The 13,608-nt window shown below is 51.7% G+C and carries 21 protein-coding genes; 19 read left to right on the top strand and 2 right to left on the bottom strand.

Translation table 11 applies throughout. The annotated features are described in order from the left end of the window. Positions 1–1,101, top strand: a 1,101-nt coding sequence (locus ACLHV8_RS25290; RefSeq protein ID WP_000350011.1) for a RepB family plasmid replication initiator protein, incomplete at its 5' end; no start/stop codon positions are given. A 1,036-nt stretch (positions 1,102–2,137) separates the two neighbouring features. On the opposite strand, the gene ACLHV8_RS25295 is transcribed toward ACLHV8_RS25290, so the two are convergent. Both ACLHV8_RS25295 and ACLHV8_RS25300 read right to left on the bottom strand, forming a co-directional pair. Then, on the bottom strand, positions 2,138–2,572 hold the full coding sequence (locus ACLHV8_RS25295) for a hypothetical protein (RefSeq protein WP_000883925.1): 435 nt from the start codon (positions 2,570–2,572) through the stop codon (positions 2,138–2,140). 17 nt (positions 2,573–2,589) lie between these two features. Continuing rightward, entirely contained in the window at positions 2,590–3,705 is a 1,116-nt protein-coding gene (locus ACLHV8_RS25300) for a phosphoadenosine phosphosulfate reductase family protein (protein WP_000946102.1), read from the bottom strand. 268 nt (positions 3,706–3,973) lie between these two features. Between ACLHV8_RS25300 and ACLHV8_RS25305 the strand changes: the two genes are divergently transcribed. The 18 genes from ACLHV8_RS25305 (at position 3,974) to ACLHV8_RS25390 (ending at position 13,582) form a co-directional block, all read left to right on the top strand. Further along, positions 3,974–4,582 (top strand): hypothetical protein, encoded by a 609-nt coding sequence (locus tag ACLHV8_RS25305; protein WP_000849071.1) that lies wholly within the window; start codon positions 3,974–3,976, stop codon positions 4,580–4,582. 4 nt (positions 4,583–4,586) lie between these two features. Further along, a complete protein-coding gene (locus tag ACLHV8_RS25310) occupies positions 4,587–5,108 on the top strand; it encodes a hypothetical protein (RefSeq protein WP_000393785.1) in 522 nt (173 codons plus the stop codon). 2 nt (positions 5,109–5,110) lie between these two features. Beyond that, entirely contained in the window at positions 5,111–5,632 is a 522-nt protein-coding gene (locus ACLHV8_RS25315; protein WP_000805800.1) for a hypothetical protein, read from the top strand. A gap of 96 nt (positions 5,633–5,728) precedes the next feature. Then, positions 5,729–6,202 carry a hypothetical protein gene (locus tag ACLHV8_RS25320; RefSeq protein WP_000057877.1) on the top strand — a complete coding sequence of 158 codons (474 nt, stop codon included), beginning with the start codon at positions 5,729–5,731 and terminating at the stop codon, positions 6,200–6,202. Positions 6,203–6,212: 10 nt separating this feature from the next. After that, positions 6,213–6,506, top strand: a complete 294-nt coding sequence (locus tag ACLHV8_RS25325) for a hypothetical protein (RefSeq protein ID WP_001370730.1) — start codon at positions 6,213–6,215, stop codon at positions 6,504–6,506. Positions 6,507–6,510: 4 nt separating this feature from the next. After that, entirely contained in the window at positions 6,511–7,365 is an 855-nt protein-coding gene (locus ACLHV8_RS25330) for a hypothetical protein (protein ID WP_000539392.1), read from the top strand. Beyond that, positions 7,365–8,324: a S49 family peptidase gene (locus ACLHV8_RS25335; RefSeq protein ID WP_000829616.1), complete on the top strand. Its 960-nt coding sequence runs from the start codon at positions 7,365–7,367 to the stop codon at positions 8,322–8,324. Before ACLHV8_RS25330 ends, ACLHV8_RS25335 begins: the two co-directional genes overlap by 1 nt. Positions 8,325–8,339: 15 nt before the next feature. Then, on the top strand, positions 8,340–9,200 hold the full coding sequence (locus ACLHV8_RS25340) for a DsbA family protein (protein ID WP_000139698.1): 861 nt from the start codon (positions 8,340–8,342) through the stop codon (positions 9,198–9,200). Between the two features lie 33 nt (positions 9,201–9,233). After that, positions 9,234–9,662, top strand: a complete 429-nt coding sequence (locus ACLHV8_RS25345; RefSeq protein ID WP_000591074.1) for a hypothetical protein — start codon at positions 9,234–9,236, stop codon at positions 9,660–9,662. A gap of 56 nt (positions 9,663–9,718) precedes the next feature. Continuing rightward, positions 9,719–10,078, top strand: coding sequence for a hypothetical protein (locus ACLHV8_RS25350; RefSeq protein ID WP_000422768.1), 360 nt, complete (start codon positions 9,719–9,721; stop codon positions 10,076–10,078). Then, positions 10,078–10,524 (top strand): Fe3+-siderophore ABC transporter permease, encoded by a 447-nt coding sequence (locus ACLHV8_RS25355; RefSeq protein ID WP_000919345.1) that lies wholly within the window; start codon positions 10,078–10,080, stop codon positions 10,522–10,524. Before ACLHV8_RS25350 ends, ACLHV8_RS25355 begins: the two co-directional genes overlap by 1 nt. Next, positions 10,521–11,039, top strand: a complete 519-nt coding sequence (locus tag ACLHV8_RS25360) for a nitrite reductase (protein WP_000210756.1) — start codon at positions 10,521–10,523, stop codon at positions 11,037–11,039. The genes ACLHV8_RS25355 and ACLHV8_RS25360 overlap by 4 nt, the downstream gene beginning before the upstream one ends. Further along, positions 11,039–11,269, top strand: a complete 231-nt coding sequence (locus ACLHV8_RS25365; RefSeq protein WP_000972663.1) for a hypothetical protein — start codon at positions 11,039–11,041, stop codon at positions 11,267–11,269. Before ACLHV8_RS25360 ends, ACLHV8_RS25365 begins: the two co-directional genes overlap by 1 nt. After that, positions 11,256–12,113 (top strand): hypothetical protein, encoded by an 858-nt coding sequence (locus tag ACLHV8_RS25370; protein ID WP_001167032.1) that lies wholly within the window; start codon positions 11,256–11,258, stop codon positions 12,111–12,113. Before ACLHV8_RS25365 ends, ACLHV8_RS25370 begins: the two co-directional genes overlap by 14 nt. Positions 12,114–12,138: 25 nt before the next feature. Next, positions 12,139–12,327 carry a hypothetical protein gene (locus tag ACLHV8_RS25375; RefSeq protein ID WP_001270411.1) on the top strand — a complete coding sequence of 63 codons (189 nt, stop codon included), beginning with the start codon at positions 12,139–12,141 and terminating at the stop codon, positions 12,325–12,327. Between the two features lie 16 nt (positions 12,328–12,343). Continuing rightward, positions 12,344–12,871 carry a thermonuclease family protein gene (locus ACLHV8_RS25380; protein WP_001236377.1) on the top strand — a complete coding sequence of 176 codons (528 nt, stop codon included), beginning with the start codon at positions 12,344–12,346 and terminating at the stop codon, positions 12,869–12,871. Between the two features lie 57 nt (positions 12,872–12,928). Beyond that, complete coding sequence (locus ACLHV8_RS25385; protein WP_001043047.1) at positions 12,929–13,201, top strand: HU family DNA-binding protein; 273 nt, start codon at positions 12,929–12,931, stop codon at positions 13,199–13,201. A gap of 87 nt (positions 13,202–13,288) precedes the next feature. Next, on the top strand, positions 13,289–13,582 hold the full coding sequence (locus tag ACLHV8_RS25390) for a chromosome segregation protein ParM (RefSeq protein WP_001239997.1): 294 nt from the start codon (positions 13,289–13,291) through the stop codon (positions 13,580–13,582). The last annotated feature ends 26 nt before the right edge of the window (positions 13,583–13,608 follow it).

Here is a 13,608-nt window from a genome sequence, read left to right on the forward strand (position 1 = left end):
ATGGACCACCAGCTAGAAAGTATCGACGGAACAATCATGAGCAAGAGAACCAAAGACAAAGACCTGGAGAAACTCGACGTAATCAAAGACTCACCGCAAATGAGCCTGTTTGAGATCATTGAATCTCCGGCCAAGAAAGACGACTACTCCAACACCATCGAGATCTACGATGCGCTGCCGAAGTACATTTGGGACCAAAAGCGTGAGCATGAAGATTTATCCAACGCTGTAGTGACACGACAATGCACCATCAGAGGCCAGCATTTCACGGTGAAGGTGAAGCCAGCCATCATCGAGAAGGATGACGGAAGAACCGTGCTGATCTACGCGGGACAGCGAGAGGAAATCCTTGAGGATGCTCTACGCAAGCTCGCAGTGAACGGGAAAGGCCATATCATCGAGGGCAAGGCTGGAGTCATGTTCACTCTGTACGAACTCCAGAAAGAGCTCTCGAAGATGGGTCACGGGTACAACCTGAACGAAATCAAGGAAGCAATCCAGGTTTGTCGTGGCGCAACACTCGAATGTATCAGTGATGACGGTGAAGCCTTCATCAGCTCCAGCTTCTTCCCGATGGTGGGACTGACCACCAGAGGTGAGTTTCGCAAGAAAGGCGGGAACGCCAGGTGCTATGTGCAGTTCAACCCGCTGGTAAACGAATCGATCATGAATCTGTCGTTTCGTCAGTACAACTACAAAATCGGAATGCAAATCCGCTCCCCTCTTGCACGGTACATCTACAAGCGAATGAGCCACTACTGGACTCAAGCATCACCAGATTCGCCGTACACGCCATCGCTTATCAGCTTCCTGACCCAGAGCCCTCGTGAATTGAGCCCACGGATGCCGGAGAACGTCAGAGCCATGAAGCTCGCTCTGGAGGCCCTCATCAAACAAGAGGTCATAAGCGACTACGACGCGAACCAGATCAAGGATGGCCGCAGAGTCATCGACGTGCGGTACGTCATAAGGCCTCATGAGAACTTCGTGAAGCAGGTGATGGCGTCCAACAAGCGTAAGCAGCAGACAGAGCTACGGGCCATCAAGCACGGCATGATCGACCACGACATCATTGATGAACCCCAACGTAAGGGGAGATAGCCACCAGAATCTCCCACCCCCCAGGGAAAAGAAAGATAGGCGCGTCAGCGCCTTTTTTTATGCCAGAAGAAAGCGCACAAGGTACGCCCACCAGGCAGGACCGGAAACGGAATGCCTCCGCATATGGGGGAGCTGCACGGATAGAGCGAACGTGACCCCAGATGCAGCGTGGGCTGGGGCTCTATATATGGGATCGCTGCACGGTAGTCGCAAGCTGAGTCTCAGTATCGTGCAAGCGTAAGCCACGACGAAGGATAAGTGCCATGCTGCTCCAGTGGTTCCCGTAGAGTGGTTCCCGTAAGGTATTGATAGTTAAAGGGTGAGGATGTGGGGGACCTGCACGTTATGAGATTTGATATGTGGGTACGTTGCACGAAAGCAGGTCCTGAACCTCTCGATATATGGGAACTCTGCACGATTGACGAAGCAGAACAAAGATTGACAGATCAGGACAAACCTAAAAAAGCAGTCAAAATGACTCTAATAGTCCATAAAGTGATCACGCGCACACAAAAAGAGGCCAAAAGTTATCCACATTTCCTGTGCATAAACGGGGTTTTGGTATATGGGAACGCTGCACGATCATATGTGGGTACGCTGCACGGTGCAAAAAACGACCAAAATTGACATGTGGGTACGTTGCACGTTCAGAAAATTGTATATGGGGCGACTGCACGTATGACCTTAGACATGTGGGAATACTGCACGAACACCAGATCTGATATGTGGGAACGCTGCACGAAAGCTCTGTTTTGTAAGGATTTTGTGGAAAAAAGAGGGGTTCCGTGTGGATAACAGTGGATAAGATCCAAGGGTATGTGGGGACGTTGCACGGCAACCTATGGGAACGCTGCACGGCAACCTATGGGTTTGTTGCACGGAATAAATATGAAAACACCAGTAATATCAATGTGTTGAGTGGTGATTTAGAACGCCTAACCTGTCTTTAACCGTTTTTAATCCTTTATACAAAGATCTAAAGATCTTTATATTTATCCTTTTGATCACTGAACAAAAAATAATCAACACTGTTTTTTTAGAAAAAAGTCTCGTATGCAAGGCCGAACAGGACGAGTATCACCAACAAGATAAGCATCGACAGCACAAAGTAACCAGACTCGTACATCACAGCTTTGATCACAGAAACGACGCTGATCGATCTTCCAGAGATCCTCCCGATGATCCACTGAAACGCAACGAACGAACCAAGCCCACAGATCAGAACCACCGCTACGGAGACAAGTGCATGTTCCCTCAGGACAGACTCACTCAGGAAACCATACTGCATCCCCATCAATACAAGCCTGCCAATGCCAAAACCCAGGCCCAATGCAACAGCTCCACGAACCAGCACGACCTTCAACGACTGGAGCCATGTCAGCTCAAGATCCATCCCCTTACGGGAAGACCGACGCACCAGCACCGTAGATATGCCCAACCCCAAAAACACCAAAAAAACAAAATCCAACATTGCCACCTCTGCACAAATCAATCAGAACCACAGGCCTCTCGGCCAAATGCGCCACCAGGGAGAACCCACTTCTGCCCCTCCGGCACAAAAATCGGGAGCGTGTAATCTTCTCTGGATACCTGCTCCAATGCCTCAACATCACTAATCTGTATCGGCGCAACAGCAGAACCTAAATCTATTACGTCGATTTTTTTTCTTGATACCGTCACACCAAAGGTTTGTTCATACTGAGCAATTTTCCCAGCTCGTTCAGGCCAGTAGTGACGGATCGTGGACCAGATACGCTGTGAGTTGTAGATGCAGGTCATACACGACGACCGGCTCCAGCCAAGGCGATAAGGGACTGGGGCCAGGATGCGGTGACGCTCGATTACTTCCCATACCTCCTCCTCAGTCCAATGAAGAACGGGCCTCCAGGCATCAACTAACCGTGCAGTCTTCCCATATCTTCTGTCACAGGCATGAGCCTCAAGCTGGTTGTACTTGGATCTGTTTGCACTTTCCTCCCGGCGCTCACCAGTGATGAAAAGGATCTTCTTCCCCTTGAAGCGCTCCTGGTTATTAAGAGCTCTGCGGCCAACATCGATCTTCAAGGCTGATGAGCACCACCTTGTTTGGAGTGATGGCGATTGCTGAGGGAAACGAAGGCGCGTACCAGGCTTAGAGCGCTTATGGTCTCTAGGCAGCACCAGAAGCCCCTCAGGCGTCTCTACACGATGGGGGTGGCTATAGGCATTGTCTTTGAGCATTTCGCCCTCAAAGCCGCCCTCAAGCCACGAGAAGTACATTGGGATACCCAGTTCTTCCCCGAGCTGACGACAGTAATCACGCATGAAGGCCCAATCCATCAACGAACTGCCTTCCTGACCATCAACATCATGGTGCCAGAACTCCACCTTTGACTTATCAACACCCATGTCCACCAGCCGCAAGTACGCAGCAATCGAGTCTTTGCCTCCAGACAGGCAAACAATGATGTGATCGTACAAACTCAGGTCCACATCCGGAGCGGAGAAGTACGTTGTTCTATCGTCACAACGCTGACTGGAAGATATGCCGGTAAGAACCGACTCCAGTGATGGCAACACCACCTGGTCATCGAACAAATCTCCTTGGTTTTCTCGTCTCAACATAAGTCGCTCTTTTTTCTTTACTGGGTTGTTTTTATGATTTACAGTATTATAAAATGATACTGTGAAAAGTAAAGTTTTCAGAACGACTAATCACTCAGGAGAACTTGATAAGCACCAGAAAGCAATCTAAAGGTGGTTTTTCGGTGAGGTTAGTTCAGGGGCAACCTGCCGCTGCTGATTGGAAATCATCAAGAAGTGGCTTTTTGGTGGGGTTACGGTTTGAAGGGGTGAGTATGTGGGAACGTTGCACGGTTAAAGGGGGCCGCACATGAAAACGATAAAGCGGTTCATCGTATGGGTGAATTACGGTCTTGAGGGTTGGAGCATTTTCGGATCGAGCGATGACTGGGATGAAGCGGTATCCATCCGTTCGGAAGCGATAGACGAATGCAATATTGACGAGGAAGACATCATCTTGGCAGAAAACAAAAACGAGCTGGTGGTAAAACCTGCGGCCAAGCAAATGACGGAGTGGCACCGGGAACTGGAAGCCGTCCTTATGACCTTGGATGACTGCCAGATGGAATGTGACGGTATGACATGGGCAGTAAGCCACCTACTCAATGAAGCGGGTGTACCTCATGACTGCATGTATGGCTTTGTGCGAAACGAACAGACCAAGGACATCGTGACACCGCATTTCTGGGTTGTCCTGGATGATGGGTGGCTGGTGGATCTGAGGCTACGCATGTGGCTGGGCGATCACGACAACATTCCTCACGGGGTATTCCATCCCGATAACGAGCCAGGACTTTTCTACAAGGGAGACCCGGTTCAAAACCATAAAGGGATGAGACTGGGCAAAGCCGTCCTGGACATCATGACCGACGGAAAACTTTCACATGTGAAAGTTCCTGAACGACAAGACGGAGAGTAATAGCGTGGAATTTGATTACGACAAGTCAGTATCAAACGCACATCTTGAGGCCGCAGGCTGGGGTATGGATGCCTTTAACCACTCCAACCCATTTGAGAGTCATGTCATCTATGTGCGTGACTACCGCAACGATCACATCCGCCTGTTCACCATCAAGCAGGCTGACTTCGACACGATAAAGCTGCCGCTTCACCTTACCTCCGACATGCTGGCTTCGGTGATCGCTGAGTTCGTATCGAAGGCAGCAAAAGGGAAGTTGAATACGAAGGAGTCCGACACGCTGGCTCCTGCCTTGGTTGGCTATGCCAAATCAACAGAAACCTACCGGAGCTGGCGGAGAGTTTCTGGAGCAACAGAGCGATTGCATATGGTCATCAATATCTATGCGGGTTCTGAATTGCTGAGACCTTTCATCGCTCGGGCTCCTGAGACCGTCCTGACGACCCAAGAGCTACTGGTCTTCTCATCACAGGTTAAGAGCATGGATGTATCCAATCATCCAGAGTGGTTTAGGGGCCGGAGGTAGTCATGAAGCCAGTTCTCTGGATATTCGTCCTGATCATCGCCCCTTTCGTCATTGCGAAAGTGGACCAATGGCGCAAACGCGGCATTGGAGACACCTGGGCGTGGTGGAAATCAGAGAACATGCCTTATGAGCTGCGCTCGGCCACTCTGTTTTTGTCCGAACAGGACATATCAACCACACAGCCGGTGCCCATGCACGGCAGGGTTGATCAGGTGTACCAAACCAAGAATGGGGTTCTCATTCCCTTGGACACCAAGCTGCGCCAGGTAAACCACATCTATGAGTCGGACATTATCCAGCTCTCGGTTTACCGGGTAATTCTGTCACACAAGTACAAGGCACCCGTTGCCAAGTACGGCTATGTCCGAACCGTTGTTGAGACAGCGGACGGGGATAGAGTCCGTTACATCAAGACAAACCTTCTCAGCGAAAAAGAAGTGGTCAAGCTGTGGCACCGCTATCAATCCATCCGTTCTGGTCAGGTAAAAACCTCCTGTTCCTGTGGCGGAAAGTTTCACATGTGAAAGTTCTGGATTGAATCAGGGTTGCCCGAATTGGGCAGCTAGGCGGGGTTGCATTTTTGAAAAGTCCTGTACGCTGGTTGGTATAGGAGGTGAATAGTGGCCCAGCTTAAACATAACCGCTTCGTCATGTTGGGGTCCTTGGTAGCGACGGTCGTAGCTGCCGCCAATGGCTTGAGTTTTCTCACCCTTATGGCTGGTGGAATGACCCTTCTCCAGTTCATGGCTTGGAAGCAACAAGATGCTGTCCGGAGCCGGTTTAAAGCTGCGAAGGATGCGTTTGAAGCGTTGAACGTCATTGCGTTCGACAAGCACTGGGTAGGTTCAACCGCGACGGTCGCCAAAGTGTCGAACATGATCACTCCGCCCGAACGACTGGATAAGCCCTGGGCGGTGCAAGTTCTGGCCGTGACCAAAGGTGGGACGTGGTTCGCGGTGGATCTGCAAGTGACCGGCACTGACAAGGTTCAGATGCTTAGCCTCCACCAGCTTAGTGAAAAGGCGGCAAAGACCATGCTGGCCTTCGACCTCGAAGTGTATGAGAAATTTTTCGGAAAACCTGATGTTGCATGAGGACAATGTGATGGAAAAAGTCAAAAGCGTAGATGCCGTGGAGTTCACGGCAGCAGATAAGAAGGCGATGACCCATGCGGCATACGCCCAGTGTTTCTTCATTCTGGCCCAAGTGATGGCATTCCCTTCCCTGGGGGTGGCTGGCGCTATGGTTGCTGCTCTGTGCGGCATGATGCCGTGGTTGACCAAGTTCGCCAAAGAGGCTCCATCGAAAGCCTTTGGCATGGTGATGGCTTCACTCTGCCTTGCTCCTGTGTACGGGAAACTCTGTGAGCTGGTGGTCCACGCGATTCAGGGAGCTTGAGCTTATGGGGGTAGTACGAGTTCCCTACCTCTTGGCTGAGCTGAAAGAACGCGGATGTGCTGATGAATCTGCTCTGGCGCAGGTTATGCAGCCTGGATGCCGAATTGGAGAGGAAGACCTGCGGAAGTTGGCCGCAAATTTAGGGCTTGAAGTGTCCGAGCTGGCACCAGCGCCAGAGAACGCGGCCAACACCCGGTTCAAAGCAAAGCTGAGAGGAGGTTTGGCCTCCTTTCTTTTTGAGTACGACGGCTGTTTCCGACATGCAGAAGGCTCCAGCCATGCAGAAATGTTGGGTATCGAGCAAGAAGACGACATAGGTCTTCCGAGTCGAGCTGCTGACGCCATGCTCCTGGAGAAGACGCTTTACCAGGTAATCGCTCGGGCTAAGTACATGCTCGGCAAAATCGACAGCAAGTTTGTCAGGTCAGAACAAGCAATCGAGTTCCGTGAGCAACTTGCTCCTGGGATCTTCAAACCAGGTTACAGAGGTTTCCGATTCAAGGAGGCTGCCGCTGGTGATTTGCCTACTGTCATGATTGACGGTCGGAAGTTCAACTGCGTTGCCAGCATAGCCAGAGCACATGGACTTGATCCGGTAACGGTGCGTAGGCGCATTGCGGACACCGGGAAGGCCGCAGACAAACTCTCCAATGATGAGTGGAAGCTCATCCTCGCCAAGAAAAAAGGTAAAGGGAAACCCTTCACCTATCTGGACAGGACCTACAGCAACATTGCTCAGTTCTGTCGTGAGCATCAGCTCAACACCAACCTTGTTTACCAGAAAGTCAAAGACCGGGCTGATAGCGCTGATGAAGAGTTCTGGGGACTGATAATCGAAACATGCAAAAGGAAAAACTAATGGCAGAAAACAAAGAGATCCCCTGGGAGAAAGAACTCATTGAGAAGTACATGTTCACCCTGCATAAAGAGCAGGTGAAAGACCGGCGCTGGCGGACCATGTTGCGTGTGCTTCGCGCATCTGGTTTCGTGCTTCTCATGATCGGCTTCATCATTTTGGCATCTAATCCGGGTGGGATGCCGTGGCAAAGCGCCAAGGCAGGAGCCCCTCACACCGCGTATATCAACATCCGTGGTGAAATTGCTGCTGGCACTCTGGCCGATGCTGATCACCTTATCCCGTCCATCCAAGCTGCATTCGACAACCCGAACTCACAAGCTATCGTGCTTCGCATAAACAGCCCTGGCGGTAGCCCGGTTCAAGCAGGACGGATTTATGACGAAGTGAAGGCGCAGCGAGCCCTTCATCCGGAGAAAAAGGTCTACGCCATCATTGATGACATCGGTGCCTCTGGCGGTTACTACATCGCCTCTGCTGCGGATGAAATCTATGCTGACCGCGCCAGCCTTGTCGGTTCTATCGGCGTCATCAGCTCGGGGTTTGGATTCACCGGCTTGATGGACAAGCTCGGCATCGAGCGCCGGGCTATCACTTCCGGAGAGCACAAAGCGCTTCTCGACCCATTCTCCCCTCTTACCTCTGACATGAAGAAATTCTGGGAGGGCGTTCTATCGAAAACCCACCAGCAGTTCATCGAACGAGTGAAGGCTGGGCGGGGTGATCGACTGAAAGACGACCCAGAGGTGTTTTCTGGATTGCTCTGGAACGGGGAGCAGGCCAAAGACATTGGGCTGATTGATGGCCTGGGTAGTTTGAACTCCGTGGCGCGAGACGTCATCCACCAGAGCAACTTGGTGGACTACACACCAACCGAAGACATCATCCGGCGACTGACCCAACGAGCGAAGCTCGAAGCCAGTTCCTTCGTGCAAGAACTCAGCGCTGTGAAAGTTTACTGATAGGAGCAGTTTGATATGACAGAACAAAGTACCAAATCACTACGTCTCGGGGTTGTTGCCGCCATTCTTTTGGGGCTCGTAGGAACCGGGTTCGGGATCTACCAGTTCGTGAAAGAGAAGGATCTGGCGCAAGAGATCGCCAACGTGAAGTCTACGGTCAACCAGGTGAAGGATGCCGAAGGCGTCACCTTCAAAAGCAAGGCAGAGTTTGAAGCTGCTGTGGCCGAAAGCATCAACAAGTTTGTCGCGCAGAAACAACAAGCCGACATCGATCAGAAGTATGCCCAGTTCGAGGCAGCACCTGAGAAGGTCGAAGAAGGCAAACACATCTACGGGGACCTTGGTGCTCGGTTCACGCTGGTGGAGTTCTCCGATATGGAGTGCCCATTCTGCAAGCGATTCCACGACACACCCAAACAAATTGTGGATGCCAGCAAAGGCAATGTGAATTGGCAGTGGAAGCACATGCCTCTCGATTTCCATAACCCGGCAGCTCACAAGGAAGCTCTGGCCGCTGAATGTATTGCTGAGCAGAAGGGCAACCGTGGCTTCTGGGTCTTCGTTAACGACATTTTCCACCATACCCAGGGGAATGGTGGCGGTGTTGCTGACCTGGCCTCTGTTGTCACTGGTGTTGGTGCTGATCTGGATGCGTTCCGGGAGTGCCTCGGCTCAGGAAAGTACGAAGACAAGGTTGAAGCTGACATCCAGAAAGCCAAGAGCTATGGCGTCAACGGGACACCAGCCACTTTTGTAGTGGACAACCATACCGGCAAGAGCCAGCTTCTCGGCGGCGCTCAACCGGCGCAAGCCATCATGGCCGTGATGCGAAAAATGATGATTGAGTCGCAACAAGACGACTCCGCGAACCAATAAAAACTTTCACATGTGAAAGTGGAGTGAGAACTGATGATCAAGATTACAACTAAATTGGGATGCCTTCTGGCGGGGCTGCTTGTCCTGTCGGCTTGCTCAAGCGTCCCTCAGCCAAACAACGAATACGCGAAGGCCTTGGATGATACCAAACAGGTATGCGCTGCCTGTGCCCTGGTTGGTAATGACCTGCTGGTTGCCCTCAACAAGTCATGCGACACCCCAATGACCCCCGAGACTCTTACAAGCGTCATGAACAGTAACCCGATGTTTGCCGCCATGATGGCAATTAACTCCATAGGTGGAACCGACTTCTATCAGGTTTACCGTGATGCGGCCATAGACACCCTGCGGTGCAATGAAATGGACAGTTGGCCTGATCGGACCAAGGTGCGTTTCCAGCAGCCCGACATGCAAAAGGCGCTGGCCTTGAGGGTTTCTGCCAGACAGCAGAAGGCAAATTAACTTTCACATGTGAAAGTCAGGCTCTCCGGGGCCTGATTTCACTATGAGGTGAATCTATGGAGTTACAAGAAGCAAAAGAGGCTCTCGATAGCCTTCATCCACACAAGGCCTCAGCGCCTTTGAGGCTTGTCATCCACCAGCCAGGTGGGATTGGTGGAACCCCTACAGTGGGGGTGAAAGCTATTCACGCAGGCTTTGACTGGGACAGCAACACCATCCTGATCTATCCGGAAGAGCAGCTCACCCGGTTGACGCCGGATGAGGTCGCCGCCATCACGAAGTCAGTATCGAAAGGACAGTCCTGGCATTCATATCAGCAGTTCAAGAAGTATCGGGAGCAGTTGGCCGAAGCCACGGAAGAAATTAATAGGCTCAGGGCTGAGCTGGGCAGGTATCAGAATAACGGGAGGGGGTAATGCTAAAACGCGGAATTATCAATCTCGCTGCTAGTTACATCATTGTTGATGCCCTACTCCGGAATGCAGCAATTTGGATCTTTGGCTTGTCCTTCTCCGTTGGTGGCACTTACGTCACTGGCGAGGCCAGTACATGGGTCGTTTACCTAGCCACTTCTGGTGCCATGACACTCTGTTCTGTCGTAACAGCCTACCTGCTCGTGACCTATCACCGCTGGGGGCTGATGACGGCCAGGGTCTGGTTGCTATTGAGTGCCTGCCTAAACGGCTATGCCGTCTATTTGAGTAGCCACAACATCCAGTTGGTGGTGGCACTGCTTTCCAGCCTGTTTATTGCTTTGTGGATGCTCAAGACCCTTGAGCAACCAGCAGTGAAGGGGACGTACAAGGTAATCGCTGATCTTCACCGTCAGCTATGGGGAATGTTGAAGGGGCAAACACAATGACGACGAATACTCAAAACGCGAACGCCAACCAGGTTCGGTCTTTACGCGACATGCTTGTCCCCGCCCTGTTGTTCTATGTGGTGATGACGGCCATGTTTGTGGGTCTTGACGCATTCATGGATAAACCCACCAGCATGAACCTGCCATTTATGCCGTTCCTTGTCTCGATGGTGAGTTTTACCAGTGACGCACGTCGAGCGTGGGACTGGCGAAACGGGACCAAGGTTGTAGCTGTATTGACTGCGGTAGCCATGCTGTTGGCATTCATCTATCAGCTCGCGGTCGGAGAGATGAATCTCTTAGGGGTTGGTATATACCCGGCCACAGCCATCCTTCTGTTGGCAATCTCCTGGGTGATTCGCGCTATCGGAAAGACAGCACCTTTCCAGTTCCTGGGGAGACACCTGGCGCGGTTTGGTGCATCGAAGTGGGTCCAGCGTACCGCCGCAGTCATTGTGCTCGCGGGAGGCCTTGCCATCACTATCTATGCCTACTGGCTTAACCACGGGAGCTGATGATGATCATTGCAACGAAGAACGGCTTTCTGGTGGCCGCAGAACTAATCAGGGAAGAGGCCGGGTACTGGCTACTACAGCCTCGTGACCAAAAGACGCCGGTCAGGGTGAATAAGCAGGATAACAATAAACGCGCTTTCACGCATATGGGAGACGCCCTTCGCTGGGCCGGTGATCCTGAGCTTGCAAAGCAATTCGATGCCGAGGGGGAAGAACATGCAAATTCGTGACTACATGACAAAGTTGTTTGACGCATTTGGTGATGTGGAGGAAGTCACCCGAGAAATGCTTCTGGAGCAGGCGGAGCTCATTCATACGATCAGCGATAAGTGTCAGAGCACAGGCCTGTTTCTGGATAGTCAGGTTCGTTTCAACCAGTTCGTTCAAGAGATTGAGGCTGACGACAAGGTAGAGGATCGGTTGCTTCATGCTTGGTGCTGGGTAATGGACCGAATAGTGAAGGCTCCAACATCCTTTCACATGGATGGGGCTGTGATTTTGACAATGCCTCTGGTCGCCAGATACCTGCCACCGGTTGAACAGGAGCCGGAAACCATCGTGGTGAATCTCGATGAGGACTACAAGGCTCCTGTAGGCAACCAAACGCTCTGCGAGCTCGTTATGGAACGGAGGCATTGGCCGCAAGGTGCAACCTGTGCGACCCAAGAAGCGGACGGGGGAGTCCTCTACTGGGACGCCCCGGTTGATGTGGTAGAGGAAGGCAGAAAGGTCGCCGGTAAGCACGGCATGATGGCCGAGATCGGATTGAAACATCAGGTTGATGCCTGGTATGCAGATATGGACGAAACACGGCTCGCAACCGATTGGAACACCGCCGTCATTACGCCTCACTGCTTGCTGCTTTCCTATCTGGATGTGCTTCAAAAGAACAAAGTTCCCTTTGATGAAGGTGTGCAGCTCGCTGCCGAATGGGTGAAGCAACTTGGCGGGGAATTTCGTGAAGACACTGAGGAAGCGCCGGAAGCTGAGGCTTCAGTGCTTTCCCTGGGGAGAGCCACGGCTCATTGCTTTAAACCCTATCCGGACACAAAAAATTTCTATTACGAGGCCTAAGCCTCACCCAAACAGGAGGATCAACATGCGATACCAGGTATTTAAAACGAAGGAAGGGGGCCAGCCGGTGTTTACGGCACCGTGGTACTGGTTGGCCTCTGCCATTGCTCACTGGTCATCTCTTAACTGGGATGCCTGTCGAATCGTAGACAGCAAGGTGGATGAAACAAGGCTCTGTTGGGCCAAGGCTCTACCGGCTGGGAAAAAAAAGTAATTTGGATGGAGTGATTATGAGGTTAGGTTTTGTGAAAAATACGGGGGTTTCAGCGTTCCTGGTAGCCATGCTGGTGGTGGCCCCTCAGGTATGGGCAGAAACCTTTACTGCGAAGGTTGTGGGGGTGTCTGACGGTGATACGGTCAAGGTCCTGACTGAACAAAGCTGTGACTCCGGGAAAGATTGCCGGAGCGGCAAAATCCAGTACCGGGTAAGGCTGGCGGAAATCGACACCCCAGAGAAGAAACAACCCTACGGCTCAAAGGCGAAACAGGCGTTGTCCGATCTGGTGTTTGGTCGAATGATTAAAGTCGAGCAAATCGACAAAGACCGTTATGGCCGTCTGGTCGCCAACCTTTATGTCGATGGCAAATGGGTCAATGCCGAAATGGTCCGTTCTGGGAGTGCGTGGGTGTACCGGCAGTACGCCAAAACACCGGAGCTGTTCAAGCTGGAGGCCGAAGCCAAAGCCGATAAGCGAGGTCTCTGGGCATTACCGGAATCGGAGAGAACTCCCCCTTGGGAGTGGCGAAGAAAGCACTAACCACACCCCAGAGTATGCAGGTGTAAACAGTAACCAAGAAAACAAACAGGAATAACGATGAACAAAAGTGAACTGATTATGAAAGTGGCCGAAGACGCTGACATTAGCAAAGCAAAGGCCGAAGCTGCGGTAAATGCGCTGATCAACTCAGTGACAGAGGAGCTTAAAGCGGGTGGGACAGTAGCGCTCACTGGGTTTGGTACTTTCCACGTTAAGGAACGCGCAGCGCGAACCGGGCGGAATCCCCAGACTGGAGAGAACATCCAGATCGCGGCGGCCAACATTCCTGGGTTCAAAGCTGGTAAGGGGTTGAAAGACTCCGTGAACTAGATCTTAATCATGTGACACATGAATAAGGTTTACATAAGGCTCCTTCGTGGGAGCCTTATTCATATCAGACATGAATAAGGGGAAGGGATGAGATTGTCGTCAACTCAAAAAGACGTTTTGTTCATTCTATACGCAATTGAGGCCGGTGGAAAAGCCGAGCCTGTACCAGGTGTAAAAATACTGGAGATGATCAATTCAGCTCGCCAGAGCGGTATTCATGGAACGAACTTCCGAACGTCATGCCACACGCTGGTGGAGAACGGCCTGTTGAACAAGTACCGGAATGCTTCTCTAAAGCTGGCCTTTAGGCTGACCGACGATGGCAGGGAACGTGCAGGAGAGATATACCGAAAACGGCTGGAAGAAGAGCAAGAGAAGTAATACGCCCCATAACGGGGCGTATCGAG

Origin of the sequence: Enterobacter sp. CPE_E863 (genome assembly GCF_046521465.1) — a bacterium.
GTDB lineage: Bacteria > Pseudomonadota > Gammaproteobacteria > Enterobacterales > Enterobacteriaceae > Enterobacter > Enterobacter adelaidei.